This window comes from Zobellia russellii (genome assembly GCF_018728565.1).
Lineage (GTDB): Bacteria > Bacteroidota > Bacteroidia > Flavobacteriales > Flavobacteriaceae > Zobellia > Zobellia russellii.
In genome coordinates this window covers 663,493-681,637 of the sequence record NZ_JACSOI010000001.1, presented here as the reverse complement: position 1 = coordinate 681,637, position 18,145 = coordinate 663,493, and the positions used below count along the sequence as shown (strand labels likewise).

The 18,145-nt window shown below is 40.2% G+C and carries 17 protein-coding genes; 8 read left to right on the top strand and 9 right to left on the bottom strand.

Features of this window, described 5'->3' with window-relative positions; all coding sequences use genetic code 11:
• Window positions 1–21: 21 nt before the first annotated feature.
• The gene (locus H9565_RS02925; protein WP_215437298.1) at window positions 22–1,176 is read right to left on the bottom strand and encodes a cystathionine gamma-synthase; all 1,155 of its coding nucleotides are present in this window, start codon (window positions 1,174–1,176) and stop codon (window positions 22–24) included.
• 86 nt (window positions 1,177–1,262) lie between these two features.
• On the opposite strand from H9565_RS02925, the gene H9565_RS02920 reads away from it, so the two are divergent.
• A complete protein-coding gene (locus H9565_RS02920) occupies window positions 1,263–2,003 on the top strand; it encodes a DUF3298 and DUF4163 domain-containing protein (RefSeq protein ID WP_215437295.1) in 741 nt (246 codons plus the stop codon).
• Between the two features lie 3 nt (window positions 2,004–2,006).
• Here H9565_RS02920 and H9565_RS02915 read toward each other — a convergent pair whose 3' ends face one another.
• Entirely contained in the window at window positions 2,007–2,468 is a 462-nt protein-coding gene (locus tag H9565_RS02915; protein ID WP_215437292.1) for a DinB family protein, read from the bottom strand.
• 86 nt (window positions 2,469–2,554) lie between these two features.
• Here H9565_RS02915 and H9565_RS02910 point away from each other — a divergent pair, with 86 nt between their 5' ends.
• Both H9565_RS02910 and H9565_RS02905 read left to right on the top strand, forming a co-directional pair.
• Window positions 2,555–2,908 carry an arsenate reductase family protein gene (locus H9565_RS02910; protein WP_215437289.1) on the top strand — a complete coding sequence of 118 codons (354 nt, stop codon included), beginning with the start codon at window positions 2,555–2,557 and terminating at the stop codon, window positions 2,906–2,908.
• Entirely contained in the window at window positions 2,905–3,807 is a 903-nt protein-coding gene (locus tag H9565_RS02905; RefSeq protein ID WP_215437287.1) for a DMT family transporter, read from the top strand. The genes H9565_RS02910 and H9565_RS02905 overlap by 4 nt, the downstream gene beginning before the upstream one ends.
• On the opposite strand, the gene H9565_RS02900 is transcribed toward H9565_RS02905, so the two are convergent.
• On the bottom strand, window positions 3,782–4,258 hold the full coding sequence (locus H9565_RS02900; protein ID WP_215437285.1) for an acyl-CoA thioesterase: 477 nt from the start codon (window positions 4,256–4,258) through the stop codon (window positions 3,782–3,784). The two genes, H9565_RS02905 and H9565_RS02900, sit on opposite strands and share 26 nt — an antisense overlap.
• Before the next feature lie 124 nt (window positions 4,259–4,382).
• On the opposite strand from H9565_RS02900, the gene H9565_RS02895 reads away from it, so the two are divergent.
• From H9565_RS02895 to H9565_RS02880, 4 genes are all read left to right on the top strand, one after another.
• Window positions 4,383–5,357, top strand: a complete 975-nt coding sequence (locus H9565_RS02895) for an NAD(P)H-dependent flavin oxidoreductase (RefSeq protein ID WP_215437282.1) — start codon at window positions 4,383–4,385, stop codon at window positions 5,355–5,357.
• Window positions 5,358–5,404: 47 nt separating this feature from the next.
• Window positions 5,405–6,367 carry a YheT family hydrolase gene (locus H9565_RS02890; RefSeq protein ID WP_215437280.1) on the top strand — a complete coding sequence of 321 codons (963 nt, stop codon included), beginning with the start codon at window positions 5,405–5,407 and terminating at the stop codon, window positions 6,365–6,367.
• Window positions 6,368–6,442: 75 nt separating this feature from the next.
• Window positions 6,443–6,928, top strand: a complete 486-nt coding sequence (locus tag H9565_RS02885) for a c-type cytochrome (RefSeq protein ID WP_215437278.1) — start codon at window positions 6,443–6,445, stop codon at window positions 6,926–6,928.
• 106 nt (window positions 6,929–7,034) lie between these two features.
• Window positions 7,035–8,150, top strand: a complete 1,116-nt coding sequence (locus H9565_RS02880) for a glycoside hydrolase family 88/105 protein (protein WP_215437275.1) — start codon at window positions 7,035–7,037, stop codon at window positions 8,148–8,150.
• A 27-nt stretch (window positions 8,151–8,177) separates the two neighbouring features.
• Here the strand turns inward: H9565_RS02880 and H9565_RS02875 are convergent, their stop codons facing one another.
• Both H9565_RS02875 and H9565_RS02870 read right to left on the bottom strand, forming a co-directional pair.
• Complete coding sequence (locus H9565_RS02875; protein WP_215437273.1) at window positions 8,178–9,761, bottom strand: SulP family inorganic anion transporter; 1,584 nt, start codon at window positions 9,759–9,761, stop codon at window positions 8,178–8,180.
• A 258-nt stretch (window positions 9,762–10,019) separates the two neighbouring features.
• Window positions 10,020–10,931, bottom strand: coding sequence for a nicotinic acid mononucleotide adenyltransferase (locus tag H9565_RS02870; RefSeq protein WP_215437270.1), 912 nt, complete (start codon window positions 10,929–10,931; stop codon window positions 10,020–10,022).
• Between the two features lie 174 nt (window positions 10,932–11,105).
• Here H9565_RS02870 and H9565_RS02865 point away from each other — a divergent pair, with 174 nt between their 5' ends.
• Window positions 11,106–12,101, top strand: coding sequence for an NAD(P)H-dependent glycerol-3-phosphate dehydrogenase (locus tag H9565_RS02865; protein WP_215437267.1), 996 nt, complete (start codon window positions 11,106–11,108; stop codon window positions 12,099–12,101).
• A gap of 100 nt (window positions 12,102–12,201) precedes the next feature.
• Here H9565_RS02865 and H9565_RS02860 read toward each other — a convergent pair whose 3' ends face one another.
• From H9565_RS02860 to H9565_RS02845, 4 genes are all read right to left on the bottom strand, one after another.
• Complete coding sequence (locus tag H9565_RS02860) at window positions 12,202–13,869, bottom strand: glycerol-3-phosphate dehydrogenase/oxidase (protein WP_215437264.1); 1,668 nt, start codon at window positions 13,867–13,869, stop codon at window positions 12,202–12,204.
• Window positions 13,870–13,898: 29 nt separating this feature from the next.
• The gene (gene glpK / locus H9565_RS02855; RefSeq protein WP_215437262.1) at window positions 13,899–15,380 is read right to left on the bottom strand and encodes a glycerol kinase GlpK; all 1,482 of its coding nucleotides are present in this window, start codon (window positions 15,378–15,380) and stop codon (window positions 13,899–13,901) included.
• Between the two features lie 100 nt (window positions 15,381–15,480).
• Entirely contained in the window at window positions 15,481–17,826 is a 2,346-nt protein-coding gene (gene pbpC / locus H9565_RS02850; RefSeq protein ID WP_215437259.1) for a penicillin-binding protein 1C, read from the bottom strand.
• Window positions 17,823–18,131 carry an antibiotic biosynthesis monooxygenase family protein gene (locus H9565_RS02845; RefSeq protein ID WP_215437256.1) on the bottom strand — a complete coding sequence of 103 codons (309 nt, stop codon included), beginning with the start codon at window positions 18,129–18,131 and terminating at the stop codon, window positions 17,823–17,825. Before H9565_RS02845 ends, pbpC begins: the two co-directional genes overlap by 4 nt.
• Window positions 18,132–18,145: the final 14 nt, after the last annotated feature.

Here is an 18,145-nt window from a genome sequence, read left to right as displayed (position 1 = left end):
TTTTTTAAAATACACTAAAAACTAGCTTATCGCCTGTTCCAAGTCGGCTATCAAATCGTCTATATCTTCAATCCCTACGCTTAACCTGATCAAAGCATCTACCACTCCACTTTTTTCTCGTTCCTCTTTTGGAATACTGGCATGTGTCATACTAGCCGGATGCCCCGCTAGGCTCTCTACACCTCCTAGGGATTCCGCCAGTGTAAACACCTTCAACTTTTCCACGATCTTAATAGCATCTTCATAATTACTACCCTTGGTAACAAAAGAAATCATACCCCCAAAACCGGTCATTTGGCTCTTAGCGATTTCATGGTTGGGGTGGCTATCAAAACCAGGCCAATATACTTTCTCTATTTTTGAATGGCCGGCCAGATAATTGGCAATTGCAGCACCGTTCTCGCAATGCCGTTGCATACGCACATGCAAGGTCTTTATTCCCCTTAACACCAAAAAACTATCCATAGGACCACAAACAGCACCGCTTGCATTTTGAATAAAATAAAGTTCATCTGCTATTTTTTTATCCTTGACGACCAAAGCACCGGCAACCACATCACTATGACCGCCCAAGTATTTAGTTGCAGAGTGCATTACAATATCCGCCCCTAAATCCAAAGGTGTTTGGAGATAGGGAGTGGCAAACGTATTGTCTACGGCTAAAAGAACACCATGCTTTTTAGCCAACAGACCTACCCCTTTAATGTCAATAATATTCATCATCGGGTTCGTAGGGGTCTCTACCCAAATAAGTTTGGTGTTACTAGTAATTGCCGACTCAATAGCCTTGGCATCTTGCATACCCACAAAATTGAATTTGATTCCATACTTCTCAAAAACCTTTTTGAACAATCGGTAACTACCGCCATACAAATCGTTGGTTGAAACCACCTCATCACCAGGACTAAGCAGTTTAATGACCGCATCCATAGCGGCAAGGCCACTGGCAAAGGCCAAGCCGTATGTTCCGTTCTCAATACTGGCCAACGAATTTTCCAAAGCAGTACGTGTTGGATTTGCACTTCTAGAGTATTCATACCCCTTATGCCCACCGGGGGTGGTCTGCGCATAAGTAGAAGTCTGATATATAGGAGGCATGACCGCACCGTAGGCCGCATCTGGCTCTTGCCCTCCATGAATTGTTTTACTATTGAATTTTAACGTTTTTTCACCCATTTTTTATAATTATTGGTTCAAATGTATCGTTATCTTTGATGTAGGATAATCCAGATTTTTTCCGCTTACCCCAATGAAATTCCTTTATGAGAACCCAAGTTACCTATATCATTTTATTTTTAGCCCTTGTTGGATGTCAAAATGAGAACAAACTAACGTTTGAAACCTTAAAACTCGATGAGACACGTTGTTCCGAATGTCCGAGTGTGGAAATCAACATTCCCAAAGCAATCGAAGACTCCAAAATAGCTACCAACATTAACAATGCTATTAATGAAGAAATCATAGAAACCCTAAACTATGATGACGAATTAGAGGCCACCACTATTAAAGATGCCGTAGAGTCCTTTAGTAATGGGTACTGGGAACTTAAAAAACTTTATCCGGAAGAAGCTACAAGTTGGGAGGCAAAAATAGAAGGCAGTGTTTCATATGAAGACGCCGATTTTCTGACCGTTGAACTCAACTCTTATATTTTTACCGGGGGAGCTCATGGCTATAGCTCACAACATTTTCTGAATTTTGATAAAAACAAAGGGAAAGAGCTTGAAAATTGGGAGATTTTTAAAGACCGTGAGGATTTTGAAAAATTTGCCGAAGAAAAATTCAGGAACCAGGAACACATACCTCTAGATGGCCCTATTAACAGCACAGGTTTTATGTTTGAAAGAGATATGTTTTACCTCCCCGAAAATATTGGATTTACCGAGGAGGGTATAAAGCTACTTTACAACCCTTATGAGGTTGCCTCGTATGCAGATGGCCCCATTGTTCTGACCCTATCATTTGCGGATGCCAAGCCCTACTTGGCCAAAAGCAAGTCCTAATCCTTATCTCCCTACTACTTTAAGCAGGGCAATAATGGCTCCCATATGCAACCCTTCATGATACAGGTTAAAGGTTAGCGCATCTTCAGCAGATGCCAATGTTACTCCTGCACTGGTAGTATACTCATTATACTCCTGAAAAAGACCAGCTTCATAATCCTCCATAATCCATTCCAAGGTAGATATTAGAAAATCTCCAATTATCATTATTTCCTCCTCAGTTGCCGTTCCATCTGGTTTTGTTCCTTTCATGAACTTTTGAACAAGTTCATCCGAAACCCGCATTTGAAGATTACTGAATTTATACACTAAAACTTGGGTAGTAATCACGGTATGGGCAATATTCCACCAGATATTGTTATTAAAACCCTCTGGAATTTCCAGCAATTGTTCTCTTGGGGTTTCGGTCAATATAATATACAAGCGTTTTCTATTCTGTAAAATAACATCAAAGAGTTTTTCCAAAGCATTCTTATTTTAAAGTGGACGTTAAAAATAGTACAATTGAACTGAATTGGGTTTCTTTGCAAAGTGATTTTATGTTAAGAAAGATGAAAAAGATTTACTACCTCAGCACCTGTGATACCTGCAAACGCATCCTTAAGGAATTGGAACCTCTAGACGGGTTTGTACTTCAGGACATTAAAACGGAAGCCATGACCGCCGAGCAAGTAGAAGAGATGCAAAAACTTGCCGGAAGCTACGAGGCGCTTTTCAGTAAAAGAGCCCGTCTGTACAGACAAATGGGGCTACATGAAAAACAGCCTTCGGAAAATGAATTGAAAGGTTTGATTCTAGAGCACTATACGTTCCTCAAGCGACCTGTAATTCTAATTGATGATCAAATCTTTGTGGGCAACAGCAAAAAAGTAGTGGAAGCGGCAAAAAATGCCCTACACCAGTGAGCAAACGTACCCTTGCCATATTAGCCGCAATTGGTGCAACCATTATCTATGCCTTAAACCATACCATTGCCAAAGGTGTAATGCCCAACCACGTACAACCTTTTGGGTTTATTATGTTGCGTGTTATAGGAGCCTCAATACTATTCTGGAGTGTTTCCGTTTTTGGTCCAAAGGAGAAAATAGAAAAAAAAGACTACCCTAGAATGTTCATTTGTGCACTCTTAGGTATGGGCTTTAACATGCTCGTTTTTTTTAAAGGACTGGACTTATCCACACCTATTAACAGTGCTGTTTTAATAACCACCACACCAATTATTGTGGTATTGCTCTCAGCTGTTCTAATCAAAGAAAAAATCATTCCCAAAAAAATGGTGGGCATTCTTATTGGTCTTTTAGGTGCCTTGGGCCTTATTTTCTTTGGTAGCGAAGTTAGACAGGATGCACCTAACATACCTTTAGGGAATTTTCTGATTTTTATGAACTCGGTATTTTATGGGTCTTACCTTATTGGAGCAAAAACCCTGATAGCAAAATACCATCCGTTTACCTTTATGAAATGGTTATTTACGCTTGGTATATTCATATGTCTCCCTTTTGGCTACCAGGAGCTTATAGACATAGACTGGCCCAATCTGCCGTTTGAAGCCCTGTGGAAAATTGCTTTTGTTGTTTTGGGAACTACATTTTGTACGTACCTGTTCAACATATTCGCATTAACCCAACTTAAAGCTTCTACATTAAGTGCGTTCGTTTATATTCAGCCATTAATAGGCATTCTCTTTGCGGTTGCCACGGGTCAGGACAAACTTACTACACTTAAGATAATAGCGGGTTGCCTAGTGTTTTTGGGAGTATATTTAGCAAGCAAAAAGCCTAAACCAGATCCTTTGGAGCCCTAGCGAACTTTCTAGTATCTTCTTTGGTAAGGATTCTAAAGCCTTCACCCTTTTCAACATCACTAAATTTTTGCATGAGATCATTTGGTAAACCGGTGAGTTTTCTGGTCTTTAAATCCATCCAAGCACCCATCATCTCGCAATGCGCAAAATTTCGACCTTTATAATCATAGAAATTATGATGGAATTCAAAAAACTGTCCGTCTTCACTCATCCCCATAATTTCCATTGAAACCTTTACGGGCCTACCGGGAAAGGCCTCTTTAAAATAATACATATGCTCATAAAAAACCACCGGTCCTATCTCTTTTTCCAGCAATGCTTTATGACCAAAACCAATTTCGGTTAAATAAGTCATTCGAACGTGACTCATAAAATTCAAATAGGCAGAATTGGCCAAATGGCGGTTTGCATCAACATCGCTCCAGCGTATTTCAAAGTCTTTTAGGTACATATTTTTACGAATTATTTTATTATGCATGCATAAGAATAACAAAAATACCATAGTTTTGAAAAACAGAGGAATATATGTCCTTAAATATTTTTAGCTAATTTCAATTCTTTCTAAAACCAATGATATGAGCGCAAAACCTTCTTTTATAAACGAATTGGCATTACCCGCCATTGCTGCCCCTATGTTTTTAATATCTGGCCCCAAGCTGGTTATTGAATGTTGTAAAAACGGTATTGTTGGAACTTTTCCGGCATTGAACCAACGTACAAGTGAAGGTTTTGAAGAATGGCTCATAGAAATCAAAACAGAATTGGACGCCTTTGAAAAAGAGACCGGTAAAAAACCCGCACCTTTTGGCGTAAACCTTATAGTTCACCCTACCAACCCAAGACTTGAAGCAGATGTTAAGCTCTGCATAAAACACAAAGTGCCTATTGTAATTACCTCTTTAGGGGCCGTGTCTATGGTTGTAGATGCCATTCACAGTTATGGCGGACTCGTCTTTCACGATATCATAAAAAAACGTCATGCCGAAAAGGCCCAAGAAGCTGGAGTAGACGGATTGATACTTGTTGCCGCTGGAGCCGGAGGCCATGCAGGTACGGTAAACCCTATGACTTTGGTGGCGGAAATAAAGAAGTTCTTCCACAAGACCATAATTCTTTCCGGATGTATCAGTACAGGGCGCGATATTGCTTCTGCATTACAAATGGGGGCGGATTTGGCCTATATGGGCACACGCTTTATCAATACCGAAGAAAGCAAAGCCACACCGGAATACAAAAAAATGATTATTGATGCAGGTGCAAACGATGTGGTATATACTGCATCCATCTCGGGCGTTCATGCCAATTTCTTGGGAGCAAGTCTAAAAGCTGCTGGAATAACCGAGGAAGACCTGAAAAAAGACACAAAAATAGATTTTGGAAAAGAGCTCAATACCGAGGCAAAAGCATGGAAAACCATTTGGTCTGCAGGCCAGGGATCTGCTTCAATTGAGAATGTGCTTCCCGTAGCCGAATTAATTGCTGATCTAAAAACCGAATTTAAATCTGCCATACAGCAGCAGATTATGATTTTGGAAAAGTATCCGAAGTAAGAAAGTTGATTGGGGAAATTTGTGTCGAAATAAAAAAGAATAATTAAATGCCACTACTCCACTCCGATTATAATCCCACATTACTTTTTAAGAACGGACATCTATCTACCGTCTATTCGGGATTGTTTAGACGAATAGAAGGATTGGAACAGCAGCGGGAACGTTTAGAACTTGCAGATGGCGATTTTATTGATGTAGACTGGAGTTACTCCAAAACCCCTTCTAAAAGTGTGGTTATACTTTTACATGGCTTGGAAGGCAACGCGCAACGGCCGTACATTACGGGAAGTGCAAAAACATTTAATACGGCGGGCATTGATGCTTGCGCCGTTAATTTTAGGGGTTGTAGTGGTGAGACCAATCGCCTTTTTCGTTCCTACCATTCCGGCGCTACCGAAGATTTAGATGCCGTTGTTCAATATATTCTGAAGAAACAAAAGTATGATCATATCTATATAAAAGGGGTAAGTTTAGGTGGAAACATGGCTATGAAATATGCCGGTGAGGACCGTACGCTCCCAAAGGAAATAAAGGCGGTAATAGGTGTTTCTGTGCCCTGCAACCTTCATAGTTCCTTAAAAGAACTCATGTCCACGAAAAACTACCTCTACTCCAAGCGTTTTAAAAAACACTTGGTTGAAAAATTATGGCACAAAGTAGATTTGTTTCCGGATAAAATTTCAAAAAAAGATGTGCGCGCTATTAAAACCCTAAAAGATTTTGACGATATCTACACCAGCCGGGCTCATGGTTTTAAAAATGCCATTGACTATTACACAAAATGTAGTTGCAGGCAATTTTTGCCCCATATTAAAATTCCCGCTTTAATCATCAATGCTAAAAACGATTCTTTTTTGGGCGATGAATGCTACCCGTACACCGAGGCGGAAAACACTCCGAACCTTTATTTAAAGACACCCAATTTTGGCGGTCACGTGGGGTTTGTAGCGCCATCAAACATCTATTACTCAGAAAAAACAGCAATTAAATTTGTGCAAGACATGGTTTAATTTTAGTGAATCGTTATATTAGCATCGCGAACAAAAAGCCCTTAACTCGGCTCGAATATTGAAATAAAGCACAAGATGAAAAAATTATTAAGCGTATTGGCACTTGGTGCCCTGCTTGCCAGCTGTGGCGAAGAGAAAAAGGAAGAAAAAAAGGGTGGTTTTGAAATGAACAGAACCAAAACAGAAACTAAAGCAGTAGAAGCCAAGTCTGAAGGCGTTCCTGTTGATATGGATAACCAAGGAGTAGGCCCATACAAGGATATTTCTTTTGATGCTGATATTGATGCTGAAATGGCTGCGGCCGGTGAGGCAAAGTTCAAAGCGGTATGTACCGCCTGTCACATGGTAGACAAACGTTTAATTGGCCCTGCATTAAAAGGTGTTTATGAAAGAAGAAGTCCATCATGGGTTATGAACATGATTGCAAACCCAGATAAAATGTTGAAAGAGGATCCAATTGCACAAGCCCTTCTTAAAGAATACAACAACGCTATTATGCTAAATCAGAATCTTTCTGAAGAAGACACAAGAGCGGTCGCGGAATACCTGCGAACACTTTAAGAGCCAAAATTTTATATTCCTATGCCGTTATCCTAATATTTTAGGGTAACGGCATATTTTTTTTGAATATATTAGTAGCTCTCAATCAACTTAAAAACACTTTACATTGAAAACGTTACGCCATTTTCTTATCGTCATCACTATTTTTTCGTGTACGAACACGATAACCGCTCAAAAAATAAAGCCAAAGAAAGTAAAGGAAAATATGCAGCGCGTTGCCGATTGGCAAATTGCTAATTTTGAAGGGTTGTACAGTGGACACAAAAAACCCCACCACCCTTTAGATTGGACCAATGCAGCACTTTACGTAGGTATGGTAAAATGGGCAGCGATGGCAGAGGATGACCGCTATTATTCTTGGTTAAAGAATATTGGTGAAACAAACGAATGGCAACTATACAAAAGAAAATACCATGCAGATGACCATGCTGTTGGCCAGATGTATCTAGATTTATTTAGAAAATACAAAGACGAAAAAATGATTGCTCCCACCAAAGAGCAATTTAACTTCTTAATATTCCATCCTTCCAAAAGTGCCCTAAACTGGGATACTCCGTATCATCAAGACCGTTGGAATTGGTGCGATGCCCTTTTTATGTCCCCTCCGGTCTGGGTCAAGTTGTATAAAATTACAGGCGAGAAAAAATATCTGGATTTCATGATGACAGAATTTAAGGCTTCAACTGATTTTCTGTTTGACAAAGAAGAGAACCTATATTATCGTGACGAAAGGTACTTTAATAAGTTAGATAACGGCACTAAGGTATTTTGGTCCAGGGGAAATGGCTGGGTATTTGCCGGACTCGTCAATATCATGAACGAACTTGAGCCAAACAGTGAAGAATACATGTATTTCTTGAACATCTATAAAAAAATGGCCGAAAAACTTATTACCATCCAGACACCCAAAGGCCATTGGGCCATGAGTCTTCTGGGCCAAGAATTTTATCCTACACCCGAAACCAGCGGTTCATCTTTTTACGTATATGGTCTTGCGTGGGGCATTAACAATGGAGTTCTGGACAAAGAAACCTATGAACCGGCAGTTAAAAAAGGCTGGAACGCCATGGTAAGCCATATAACAAAAGACGGCATGTTAGGTTACGTACAACCCATTGGAGCAGCACCCGGAAAGGCCTGGCCCGATAAAACCGAAGTTTACGGAACCGGGGCATTTTTAAGTGCCGGATCGGAAGTCTATAAGCTTTATGGTGGCGAGTAAAAGCAAGTTTACCGTGCCAAAAATATACTAAGCCTTTGTCTTGTCTACCGCTATCTTGTACGTAGGGTCTTCAAGCACATTAACATCTATAATGTCCTTAGCATTCTTTAAGAGGCCAAAGCTGTCCTTACTTAAGTGACGCAAGTGAATTTTTTTACCGGCTTTGGCATAGCGCTCCGTAATTTTGTTCAAAGCTTCTATACCGGACATATCGGCAACACGGCTCTCTTTAAAGTCAATGATAACCTCATTGGGATCGTTCTGAATATCAAACTTCTCTGCAAACAATGTGGTAGAACCAAAAAATAACGGTCCGTATATTTCGTAGTGCTTTACACCATTATCATCAATATATTTCCTCGCTCGAATTCGTTTTGCATTTTCCCAAGAATAAGCCAATGCAGAAATTATAACACCTAACAATACCGCAACAGCCAAATTGTGGGTTATAGCGGTAATCAAGGTCACCAAAACCATAACAATTACATCGGATTTTGGCATTTTTCCAAAAGTCTTGAAGCTGGCCCATTCAAATGTTCCAATGGCTACCATAAACATTAACCCAACCAAAGCGGCCATAGGCAATTGCTCAATAAGACCAGAACCGAACATAATGAACACCAAAAGCATAACAGCCGCAGTAATACCGGATAATCTTGCCCGTGCTCCTGAAGAGGTATTGATCAAACTTTGTCCGATCATAGCACAACCACCCATTCCTGATAAAAATCCGGATAGGATATTGGCAGTACCTTGAGCTACACATTCTTTATTACCGCTACCACGGGTATCCGTAATTTCGTCTATAATGTTCAAAGTCAACAAACTTTCTATGAGCCCTACACCCGCAACAATAGCGGCATAAGGAAAGATAATCCCAAGCGTCTGTAACGTCATTGGCAATTGTGGAATGGATAATGGTGGAAAACCACCTTTGATGGATTCTCCCGGCCCCATAGTATCTGCAACGGTTAACGTATCTACCCCAAATCCAATAACTATGGCGGAAACCACAACAATGGCCAATAATGAAGAAGGAATAGCCTTTGTTAATTTAGGAAAGCCCCAAATAATCAACATAGTGAGCAAAGTAAGCCCCAGCATTATGTACATAGGCGAACCGGATAACAATTCTCCCGTTTCCTTCTGATAGAAATTAGGAAACTGCGCCATAAAAATAATAATGGCCAACCCGTTTACAAAACCGAACATTACCGGGTGTGGTACCAAACGGATGAATTTACCCAATCTTAGCACACCGGCCAAAATCTGTAGCACACCAGCAATAATTACGGTGGCAAAAACGTAATTCAATATGGTTTCCGGTTCAATTCCCGGGAAATTGCGTTTTAATTCTAGAATCAATCCCACAAAAATAACGGCAACTGCCCCTGTAGCACCGGAAATCATGCCAGGCCTACCTCCAAAAATAGAGGTTACTAAACAAAGAATAAACGCCGCATATAGTCCTGTAAGAGGAGAAAAACCCGGAATAAGGGCAAATGCAATAGCTTCAGGAACCAAGGCCAAGGCAACGGTAAGACCGGAAAGAATCTCGGTCTTGTAATCTACCTTTTGTTTAAAATCGAACAAATTCAAATACTTCTTCACGACATTGGGATTTTAAGCGGGCAAAAATACATCAAAATACCCTATAAGCCATAGACTTATGACACCAAATGCTTCTAGGACCGTTTAACCAACACCTCAGAGACCTAGCTGCCTAGGTGTACAGAAACTATTTTATATGCGTGTACGGCATGCAAAAATTAACTTATAACACCTTAGCGAAGGTACTTCATACAAAAAAACCGCCCCAAGCATTGCAGCCCAGGGCGATTTCTAACTAAATAACCAACCAAAAAACGTTTATATATCTCTACTTCTTTTCACCTTCATTATGGGATTAGAAGTCTTTTTTCTCTTTTTTTCTACTGCGCCTTTTCCGGCTTTTAAGTACTCTTGATATCCTTTTCCCCTAAACTCATATACTGTTTTACTACTAGGGTGATAAAGTTCAATTGTACTCTCATTAATAACGTACAATTCAAAGTAATCATTGCTCGATGAACGGTAAGCCAGTGTTAAAGTTTTAAGCGTTTCATCGTGTTCTATGTCATACACCGAGTATTCTCCCTCAAAATCCCATTGAAGGTTTACCAAGGGTGTTCCAACCGGGTCTACAGACGACCTAAAAAAGGTAGGATTGAATTGCAAAAAGTTCTCGTTATCGAACTCATTTAAGGCACCTTCAAGACTTGTATATGTTTTTTCCCAAGCATGGTACTCCTGTAAAAAATAGTTGATATTCTCGTAAAACAATATATCATAATCAAAATTACCAACTTGGTATCCCTTTAAATAATAAGATGTATCCGAACGCCCGTCATAGAGCTCTATAGTACTCCCGTTTACGGCAAAAACATCTAAAAGCCACGGGCCATCTACATCATGATCAATTTCTACCGCTCCACGAATAGTGCTGTAATAACCTACGTCTATTCCTAAACCATTGCCGGTTCTACCAATGCCTACTATATTATTGTTGGCATACATAGTACCTCTATCAAAAGAAACGGTAAAAGCACGTTGTAAAAAAGGAACTTCGCCATTTCCTCTTGTAGCGTTTATATCTACGTACCACAAGTCATATGATTGTAATACTTGATCTGTGTTATAAACCGGTTCTTCTATAAATTCATCTTCTACAATAACTTCGGTATAGCACGAAGTCATTAAAAAAGCCGTAAAAATGGATGTTAAAAGTAGTTTTGTCTTCATAATCTTGGTATTACTATTCCCTCTATACAAAACAAGCACCGTGCCATTATTATTAACAGTCTATTAATCAGTACTTAAGGTTTCAATTTTTAATTTCCCTAGCTTTGTACAAGAGAAAAAACCAATACTTGTAACCAACCATTTAACAGGAACTAAGCCATATAATATAGAACGATGAATCAAAAATTTACAGTGTTAGGCGGTGGAAGTTGGGCTACGGCCATTGTTAAGATGCTCTGTGTAAACCAAAAAAAGGTAGGTTGGTACATGCGCAATTCGGATGCCGTAGGTTTTATCAATATTCAAAAGCACAACCCTAACTATTTAACTTCGGTTACTTTTGACACCAATCAGTTAGAACTTACTGATGACATCAATAAAGCGGTTGACAATTCCGATATTTTAATATTTGCCATACCCTCTGCCTTTGTTGAAGGAGAGCTGAAAAAAATAAACACCTCATTAAAAGATAAAATTGTTTTTTCTGCCATAAAAGGTATTGTTCCCGAATCCGGGTTGATAGTTGGCAATCATTTTCATGAGAAATATGATATTCCTTTTGAAAATATTGGGGTTATTACCGGTCCATGTCATGCCGAAGAGGTTGCCCTAGAACGCTTATCTTATTTGACCATTGCTTGTGCCGATACCGAGAAAGCACAATACATAGCCCAAAACCTGAGCAGTCATTACATTAAGACCAAAGTTACCAATGACATAATTGGAACGGAGTATGCGGCCATGCTTAAGAATATTTATGCAATTGCAGCCGGTATTGCACACGGTTTAGGCTATGGAGATAATTTTCAGAGTGTGCTTATGAGCAATGCTATTCGTGAAATGAAACGTTACACGAAACGTATTCATAAAATAGACCGTAATATTAACGAGTCTGCCTATTTAGGCGATTTATTGGTTACCGGATATTCTACTTTTAGCCGTAACCGTATGTTCGGGAATATGATAGGAAAGGGCTATACCGTTAAAAGTGCACAAATGGAAATGCGTATGGTAGCCGAAGGGTACTATGCCGCTAAGAGCGCCTACGAGATAAAATCCAAGTTTAAAAAGACAGTAAAAGTGCCTATAATAGATGCCGTTTATGCTGTACTTTATGAAAACAAAAGCGCTAAAAAAGTATTTAATACCCTGACGGACAAGTTAGATTGATAAAAAACCATTTGGTATATGAAAAGGCCGGCTCGTTTCTTTGGAAAACGGAACCGGCCTTTTACTCAACTTAACTTGATTAACTTCTTACTGTATGGTTCTACACTCTATCTAATGTAAAATTAGAATGATCATCCAGTTCCTTTAGTAGAATTTCTCTCCACTCAGAAATCTGATTGTCATCTACAGCGTAAATAGATTTAAATTCTTCCAAAATAGGTTCCATTAAACCTCGAACGCTGTCAATATCAAAATACAACCTGCCGGTTCTTCTAATGAAGAAATCCATTGGGTTTTGTACCATTTCAAAATCAATACCAAAACGAAGCTCGGCCTTGGCCATGCGTACGTATATATCGGCATCCTTTACGCCAGAATAATTCTCTAGAATCATTTCTGTCTGTTTTCCGTAGTTGGTTACCAAGAACCATGCATCATGCTTGGAAAAACCATCCGGTTTGATCCTGCCGTAAACTTCATCAATGTATTTCTCTACATGCTTGAACTTCTTGAAATCAACATTACCGCACAGGAAAATTTTCTCGGTAAAACATTCCTTTAACTCCGTACCATCTTCCTCTTCCATCTTCTTGGCAATACGATCTACAACACGCTCCGCCATTTTACGGTACCCGGTAAGTTTTCCACCAGCAATACTGATAAGACCCGTATCCGAAGTAAAAATCTCATCTTTTCTGGATAATTCCGAAGCCGATTTTCCTTCTTCATGAATTAACGGTCGTAAACCTGCCCATGAAGAAATGATATCTTCCATTTCCAAGTTTATGCTCGGGAACATATTGTTTACCGCAGATATGAGATAAATAGCATCTGCCAAATCTGTACGTACGTTATCCTTGTCTTTGTTAAAATTAGTATCCGTAGTACCTACGTAGGTAATTTTTCCGCGCGGAATAGCGAACATCATCCTACCATCCGGAACATCAAAATATACCGATTGTTTTATTGGTAATTTCTCCTTTGGAAATACAAGGTGCACGCCTTTGGTTAGGTGCAACTGTTTTCCCTTTTTAGAATTATTGGTACTTCTAAGCTCATCTACCCATGGGCCAGCTGCGCTGATTACATATTTAGACTTGATACTAAAGGTTGCGCCGCTAACACCGTCTTTTACCTTAACACCGGCCACTTTATCATCAACATAAACAAAGTCTTCTACAGATGCATAGTTTAAGGCTTGGGCCCCGAACAATAAACTGGATTTAATGTTTTCAATGGTCAAACGCGCATCATCCGTACGGTACTCCGCATAATACCCTGCACCCTTTACTATTTTCTTTGGAAGTAAAGGCTCTAGTTTCATTGCCTCTTTCTTCTCCAGCATCTTACGTTTGTCCTCGCCGGTAACCTGAGCTAAAATGTCATAGACTTTTAACCCTATAGAGGTAAGCCATTTGCCGTACGAACCGTTTTCAATAAGTGGCAATAACATTTTTTCAGGTAGCACTAAATGCGGTGCCAGTTTGTGAACAATAGCTCGCTCCGACCCTACTTCCTTTACCAACCAAAAGTCAAATTGTTTCAAATACCGTAATCCACCGTGAATTAACTTGGTAGATTTACTACTGGTTCCCGATGCAAAATCGCCCTTTTCTACCAAAGCAACTTTTAAACCTCTTGAAGCTGCATCCAGTGCAATTCCACCACCCGTAATACCTCCACCAATAACCACCAGGTCATAGGTATCATTGGTTAACTCCTGTATTGTTTTTGCTCTATCTAAATTAGAGAATCTTATATTTTTCATAGCTTTTTTTGTACAGTTGTAACTATAGTTTATTTGTCATCCCACCCTTTGGTACGCTCAACGGCTTGTTTCCATTTTTTGTACAGGCGTTTCCGTTTAACACGGTCAAAGGTAGGCTTAAAGATTCTGTTCATAGGCCTATTTTGATCAACATCTTCCTGTTTCCATAGACCCACTTGAATACCTGCCAAGAACGCAGCCCCCATAGCCGTAGATTCTATTACTTCAGGCCGGTGAACCTCCGAATCCAAAATATCCGCCTGAAATTGCATTAAGTGATTATTGGCACATGCACCGCCATCTACCCGAAGGTTTTTTAATTGAATTCCAGAATCATCTTCCATGGCCTTAAGGATATCCTTGGTCTGATATGCCAATGATTCTAACGTAGCCTTGGCCAAATGAGCTTTACCCGTATCTCTGGTCAATCCAAAAATTGCGCCTCTGGCATACATATCCCAATACGGAGCGCCCAAACCGGCAAAAGCCGGAACCACATATACTGGGTTTTCTCCTTCAACTGAATCTGCTAACGCCTCGGTTTCCTTAGCGTCTTTTATCAACTCTAATCCATCACGAAGCCATTGGATCGCCGCACCCGCAATAAAAATACTGCCTTCTAGTGCGTAGTTCACTTTTCCGTCTAACCCATATGCAATGGTAGTAAGCAGTCCGTTTTTAGAAAATTGTGGCGTTTCACCCGTATTCATCAACATAAAACAACCTGTCCCGTAGGTATTCTTTGCCGTACCCTTATTAAAACATGCTTGTCCAAAAAGTGCTGCCTGCTGATCTCCCGCAATACCGGCAATTGGAATTTTCTTTCCGTCTATCTCATAATCACCAAAATGATAGGCAGAAGGCTTTACCTCAGGTAACATTAATTTAGGGATACCCAATGCTTTTAACATCTTATCGTCCCATTTTAAATTCACGATATCATAAATCATGGTTCTAGATGCATTGGTATAGTCCGTTACATGGTTTGTTCCACCCGTCATGTTCCAAACCAACCATGTATCTACCGTTCCCATAAGCAAATCGCCGTTTTCAGCCTTCGCTCTAGCACCTTCAACATTATCCAATATCCATTTTACCTTGGTACCTGAAAAATAAGAATCAATAACAAGGCCGGTCGTTTGCCGTACATGCTCCGTTAAGCCACTCTTTTTTAAATGCTCACAAATATCCGCCGTGCGCTTATCTTGCCAAACAATGGCATTATACACAGGCTCTCCTGTGGTTTTGTCCCAAACCATTGTAGTTTCCCTTTGGTTGGTAATACCAATTGCTTCAATATCCTTAACTTCTACCTTTTCTTTCTTCAGCAACTCTGCCAAAACCCCCATCTGAGTCTCTAAAATCTCTTTAGGGTCATGTTCTACCCATCCTGATTTTGGGAAAATCTGCTTAAATTCCTTTTGAACCATTCCTTGAATTTGACCCTCTTGGTCTACAAGTAATGCACGGGAACTGGTAGTGCCCTGATCTAACGATATTATATATTTCATATGAAAAATGTTTAAGGCCGAAACCACACAAAGTAGCATAGAGTAGCACAGCAAATGTAAATAAATATACGCAATATTCTATAGAGGAAAGAAGCAAATTTTATTCAATGGATATTATTATAAAAACCTCATTGCCCGAAGCGTCCAGAACCATTACTTTATGCTCGCCTTCTCCGGGCATTATGGCCATCTCATGAAAGTTCTTGGTCTGCCCCACAAACGTTTCATCTACGTACCAATACACCTCGGTTTCCGGCTTGGCATGGGCCACTTTAAGAATAACCTCATTTGTTTTTCCATCAAAACCCTTTGTTAAGTTGATACGACTTCCGTTCTTGGGATAAATAAACTCCATAGGCGAAAGACTGGTATTATTACAACCACTACGATAGGGCGGTAGCACTTTATAGGTCGGGTGTTTGGGTCGATAATAAAATTGCATTAACGGAGGTAGTACAAACCAAGATTCGGGCATTGCCGAAGCCAATTGGGCACAAGAAGAATTTACCCTAAACTGTTTTGCGCTATCCAAATACACCATCTGATGGAATTTACATTCCGTAACGTAATTCTGTTTGTTAGGTATAGATATAGTCTTTACCGGGCAAATGTCAGTTGCTAAATACCCACTTTGGGCACACACCTCAACTTCTACAAATTCATCCCATGGTTTTTGAAACCATTCGCTCCTAGGAAGCACATTAAATACATCAAATAACAAAGGTGCTGCAGAGGATACTCCGGTTACATTTGGTCTTCCCTCACCATCTGCGTTCCCAACCCAGGTTCCGACCACGTAGTCTGCAGTTACACCAATAGCCCAAGCATCTTTGTTTCCAAAACTGGTTCCGGTCTTCCAAGCAATTTCTTTACTGCTATCGAAGAACTGCCAAGATTCATCGCCCTCGGGTCTATTTACCTCCTTCATAGCCTCAAAAGTGAGGTAAATGCTCCCGGCATCAAAAACGGTTTTCTCTAGCGATTTTTCTCCAAAATGGACCGTCTGGTCTGTTTTCAAAACTAAATCAGCGAACTCGTTGGTAAAATATTCACTAGAACTTTCATTAAAATGGTTAAGGGTAGAGGCCAAATTCGCGTAGGTTTTACAAAGGTCCCATAAGTTGCTTTCCGCACCGCCCAAAATCAAGGTTAACCCATAGTGGTCTGAAGATTTATTTATCCCACCCAGCTTAAAAAAATCCAGTTGATCTCTAAACTTTTCCAATCCGTATTGTTGTAACAAACGAACTGCCGGAATATTCAATGAACGGGCTAAGGCTTTTTTTGCTTCAACGGCACCGCTGTAGTTCTCATTAAAATTTTCGGGCGTATAGCCAGCTATTTGGGTAGGTACATCAGCTACGAGCATATCCGGCAATAATTCACCTGCATCTAACATGGCCGCATAAAGTATAGGCTTTATAACGCTGCCCGTACTTCTATTGGCCTGAACCATGTCTACATCTTTTTGATGCTCTTTGGTAGTATTCGTATTTCCCACATAAGACAATACTTCTCTCGTATGAACATCAAGCACTAAAACAGCGGCATTGTGCACTTGGTTTTGCTTAAGGTTCTGATGATGTTTTTGTACAATAGCATTTACGTTACGTTGTAAATTTTCATCTATGGTGCTTTTAATGCGTTTTCCCTTATTTTCCCTGGCCAAGTACTGTACTAAATGTGGAGTAGCTTTTGGTAACGGAAAGGCTTTCTCTGGAAGTGACTCCAACAAGGAAAGCTCATAAGTTGTCTGATCGATTATTTGCTTTTCAAAAAGCTTTTTTAACAGACGGTTACGCTTCTTAAGAAGCTTTGTCTGGTTCTTACCCGGATAAACTAGGCTTGGTGCATTGGGCAATACCGCCAATGTAGCAGATTCTGCCCACGACAATTGATACGGTCGCAACCCAAAATAACGCCATGAGGCCACGTCTATACCCACAACATTCCCTCCAAAAGGAGCATGACTTGCGTAAAGCCTAAGTATGTCTTCTTTGGATTTTTTCAGTTCAAGCCGAGTAGCCCAAATCAACTCCACAAACTTTTCTAAGTAAGAACGCTTTTTTCCTTTTCTGGCCAACCGGATTACTTGTTGGGTGAGCGTACTACCACCACGAACCGTTCTTCCTGCGGCTATGTTGCTCCCAATAGCCTTGCCTATGGCTACGGGGTTGAAACCGGGATGACTGTAGAAATATGCGTCCTCAAACTGAAGAATACAGGTCTCAAATTTATACGGAACACTATCCACTTCCGAAAATCGCCACTGGCCGTCATCCGCAATCCTTGCGCCCAACAAAGTGCCATTTTCACTTTCTACTACCGTTGCCGTTGGGGAATTAAATAATTTTTGTGGAAGACAGAAATAATAGGCAATCAAAACGATTGCCAATGCAATCAGTTTCTTGGAATGTCTCCTACAAAATGGGCCAATTTGTTTCATTTCGTAAAATCATACTCTCGCTCTACCAAACAAATGCGCACCTTATACCATGAATACCAATCCTCAATTCCCTTTTGCTGGGCAAAAAGATGATCCGTATTGGCTTTCCAATTGGCTATAGCATCCAAACTTTCCCAATAACTAACCGTTATTCCCAACTGCTCCCGAGCACTCTCTATACCTAGATAACCGGGCTGCTCTTTGGCCAACTTCTCCATTTCTTGGGCCATATGGGCATACCCATTGACATCTTCTGTAAGGAGAGAGGTAAAGATGACCGCATAATATGGGAGCTTGCTTTTCATTCGATAGAAAAAAA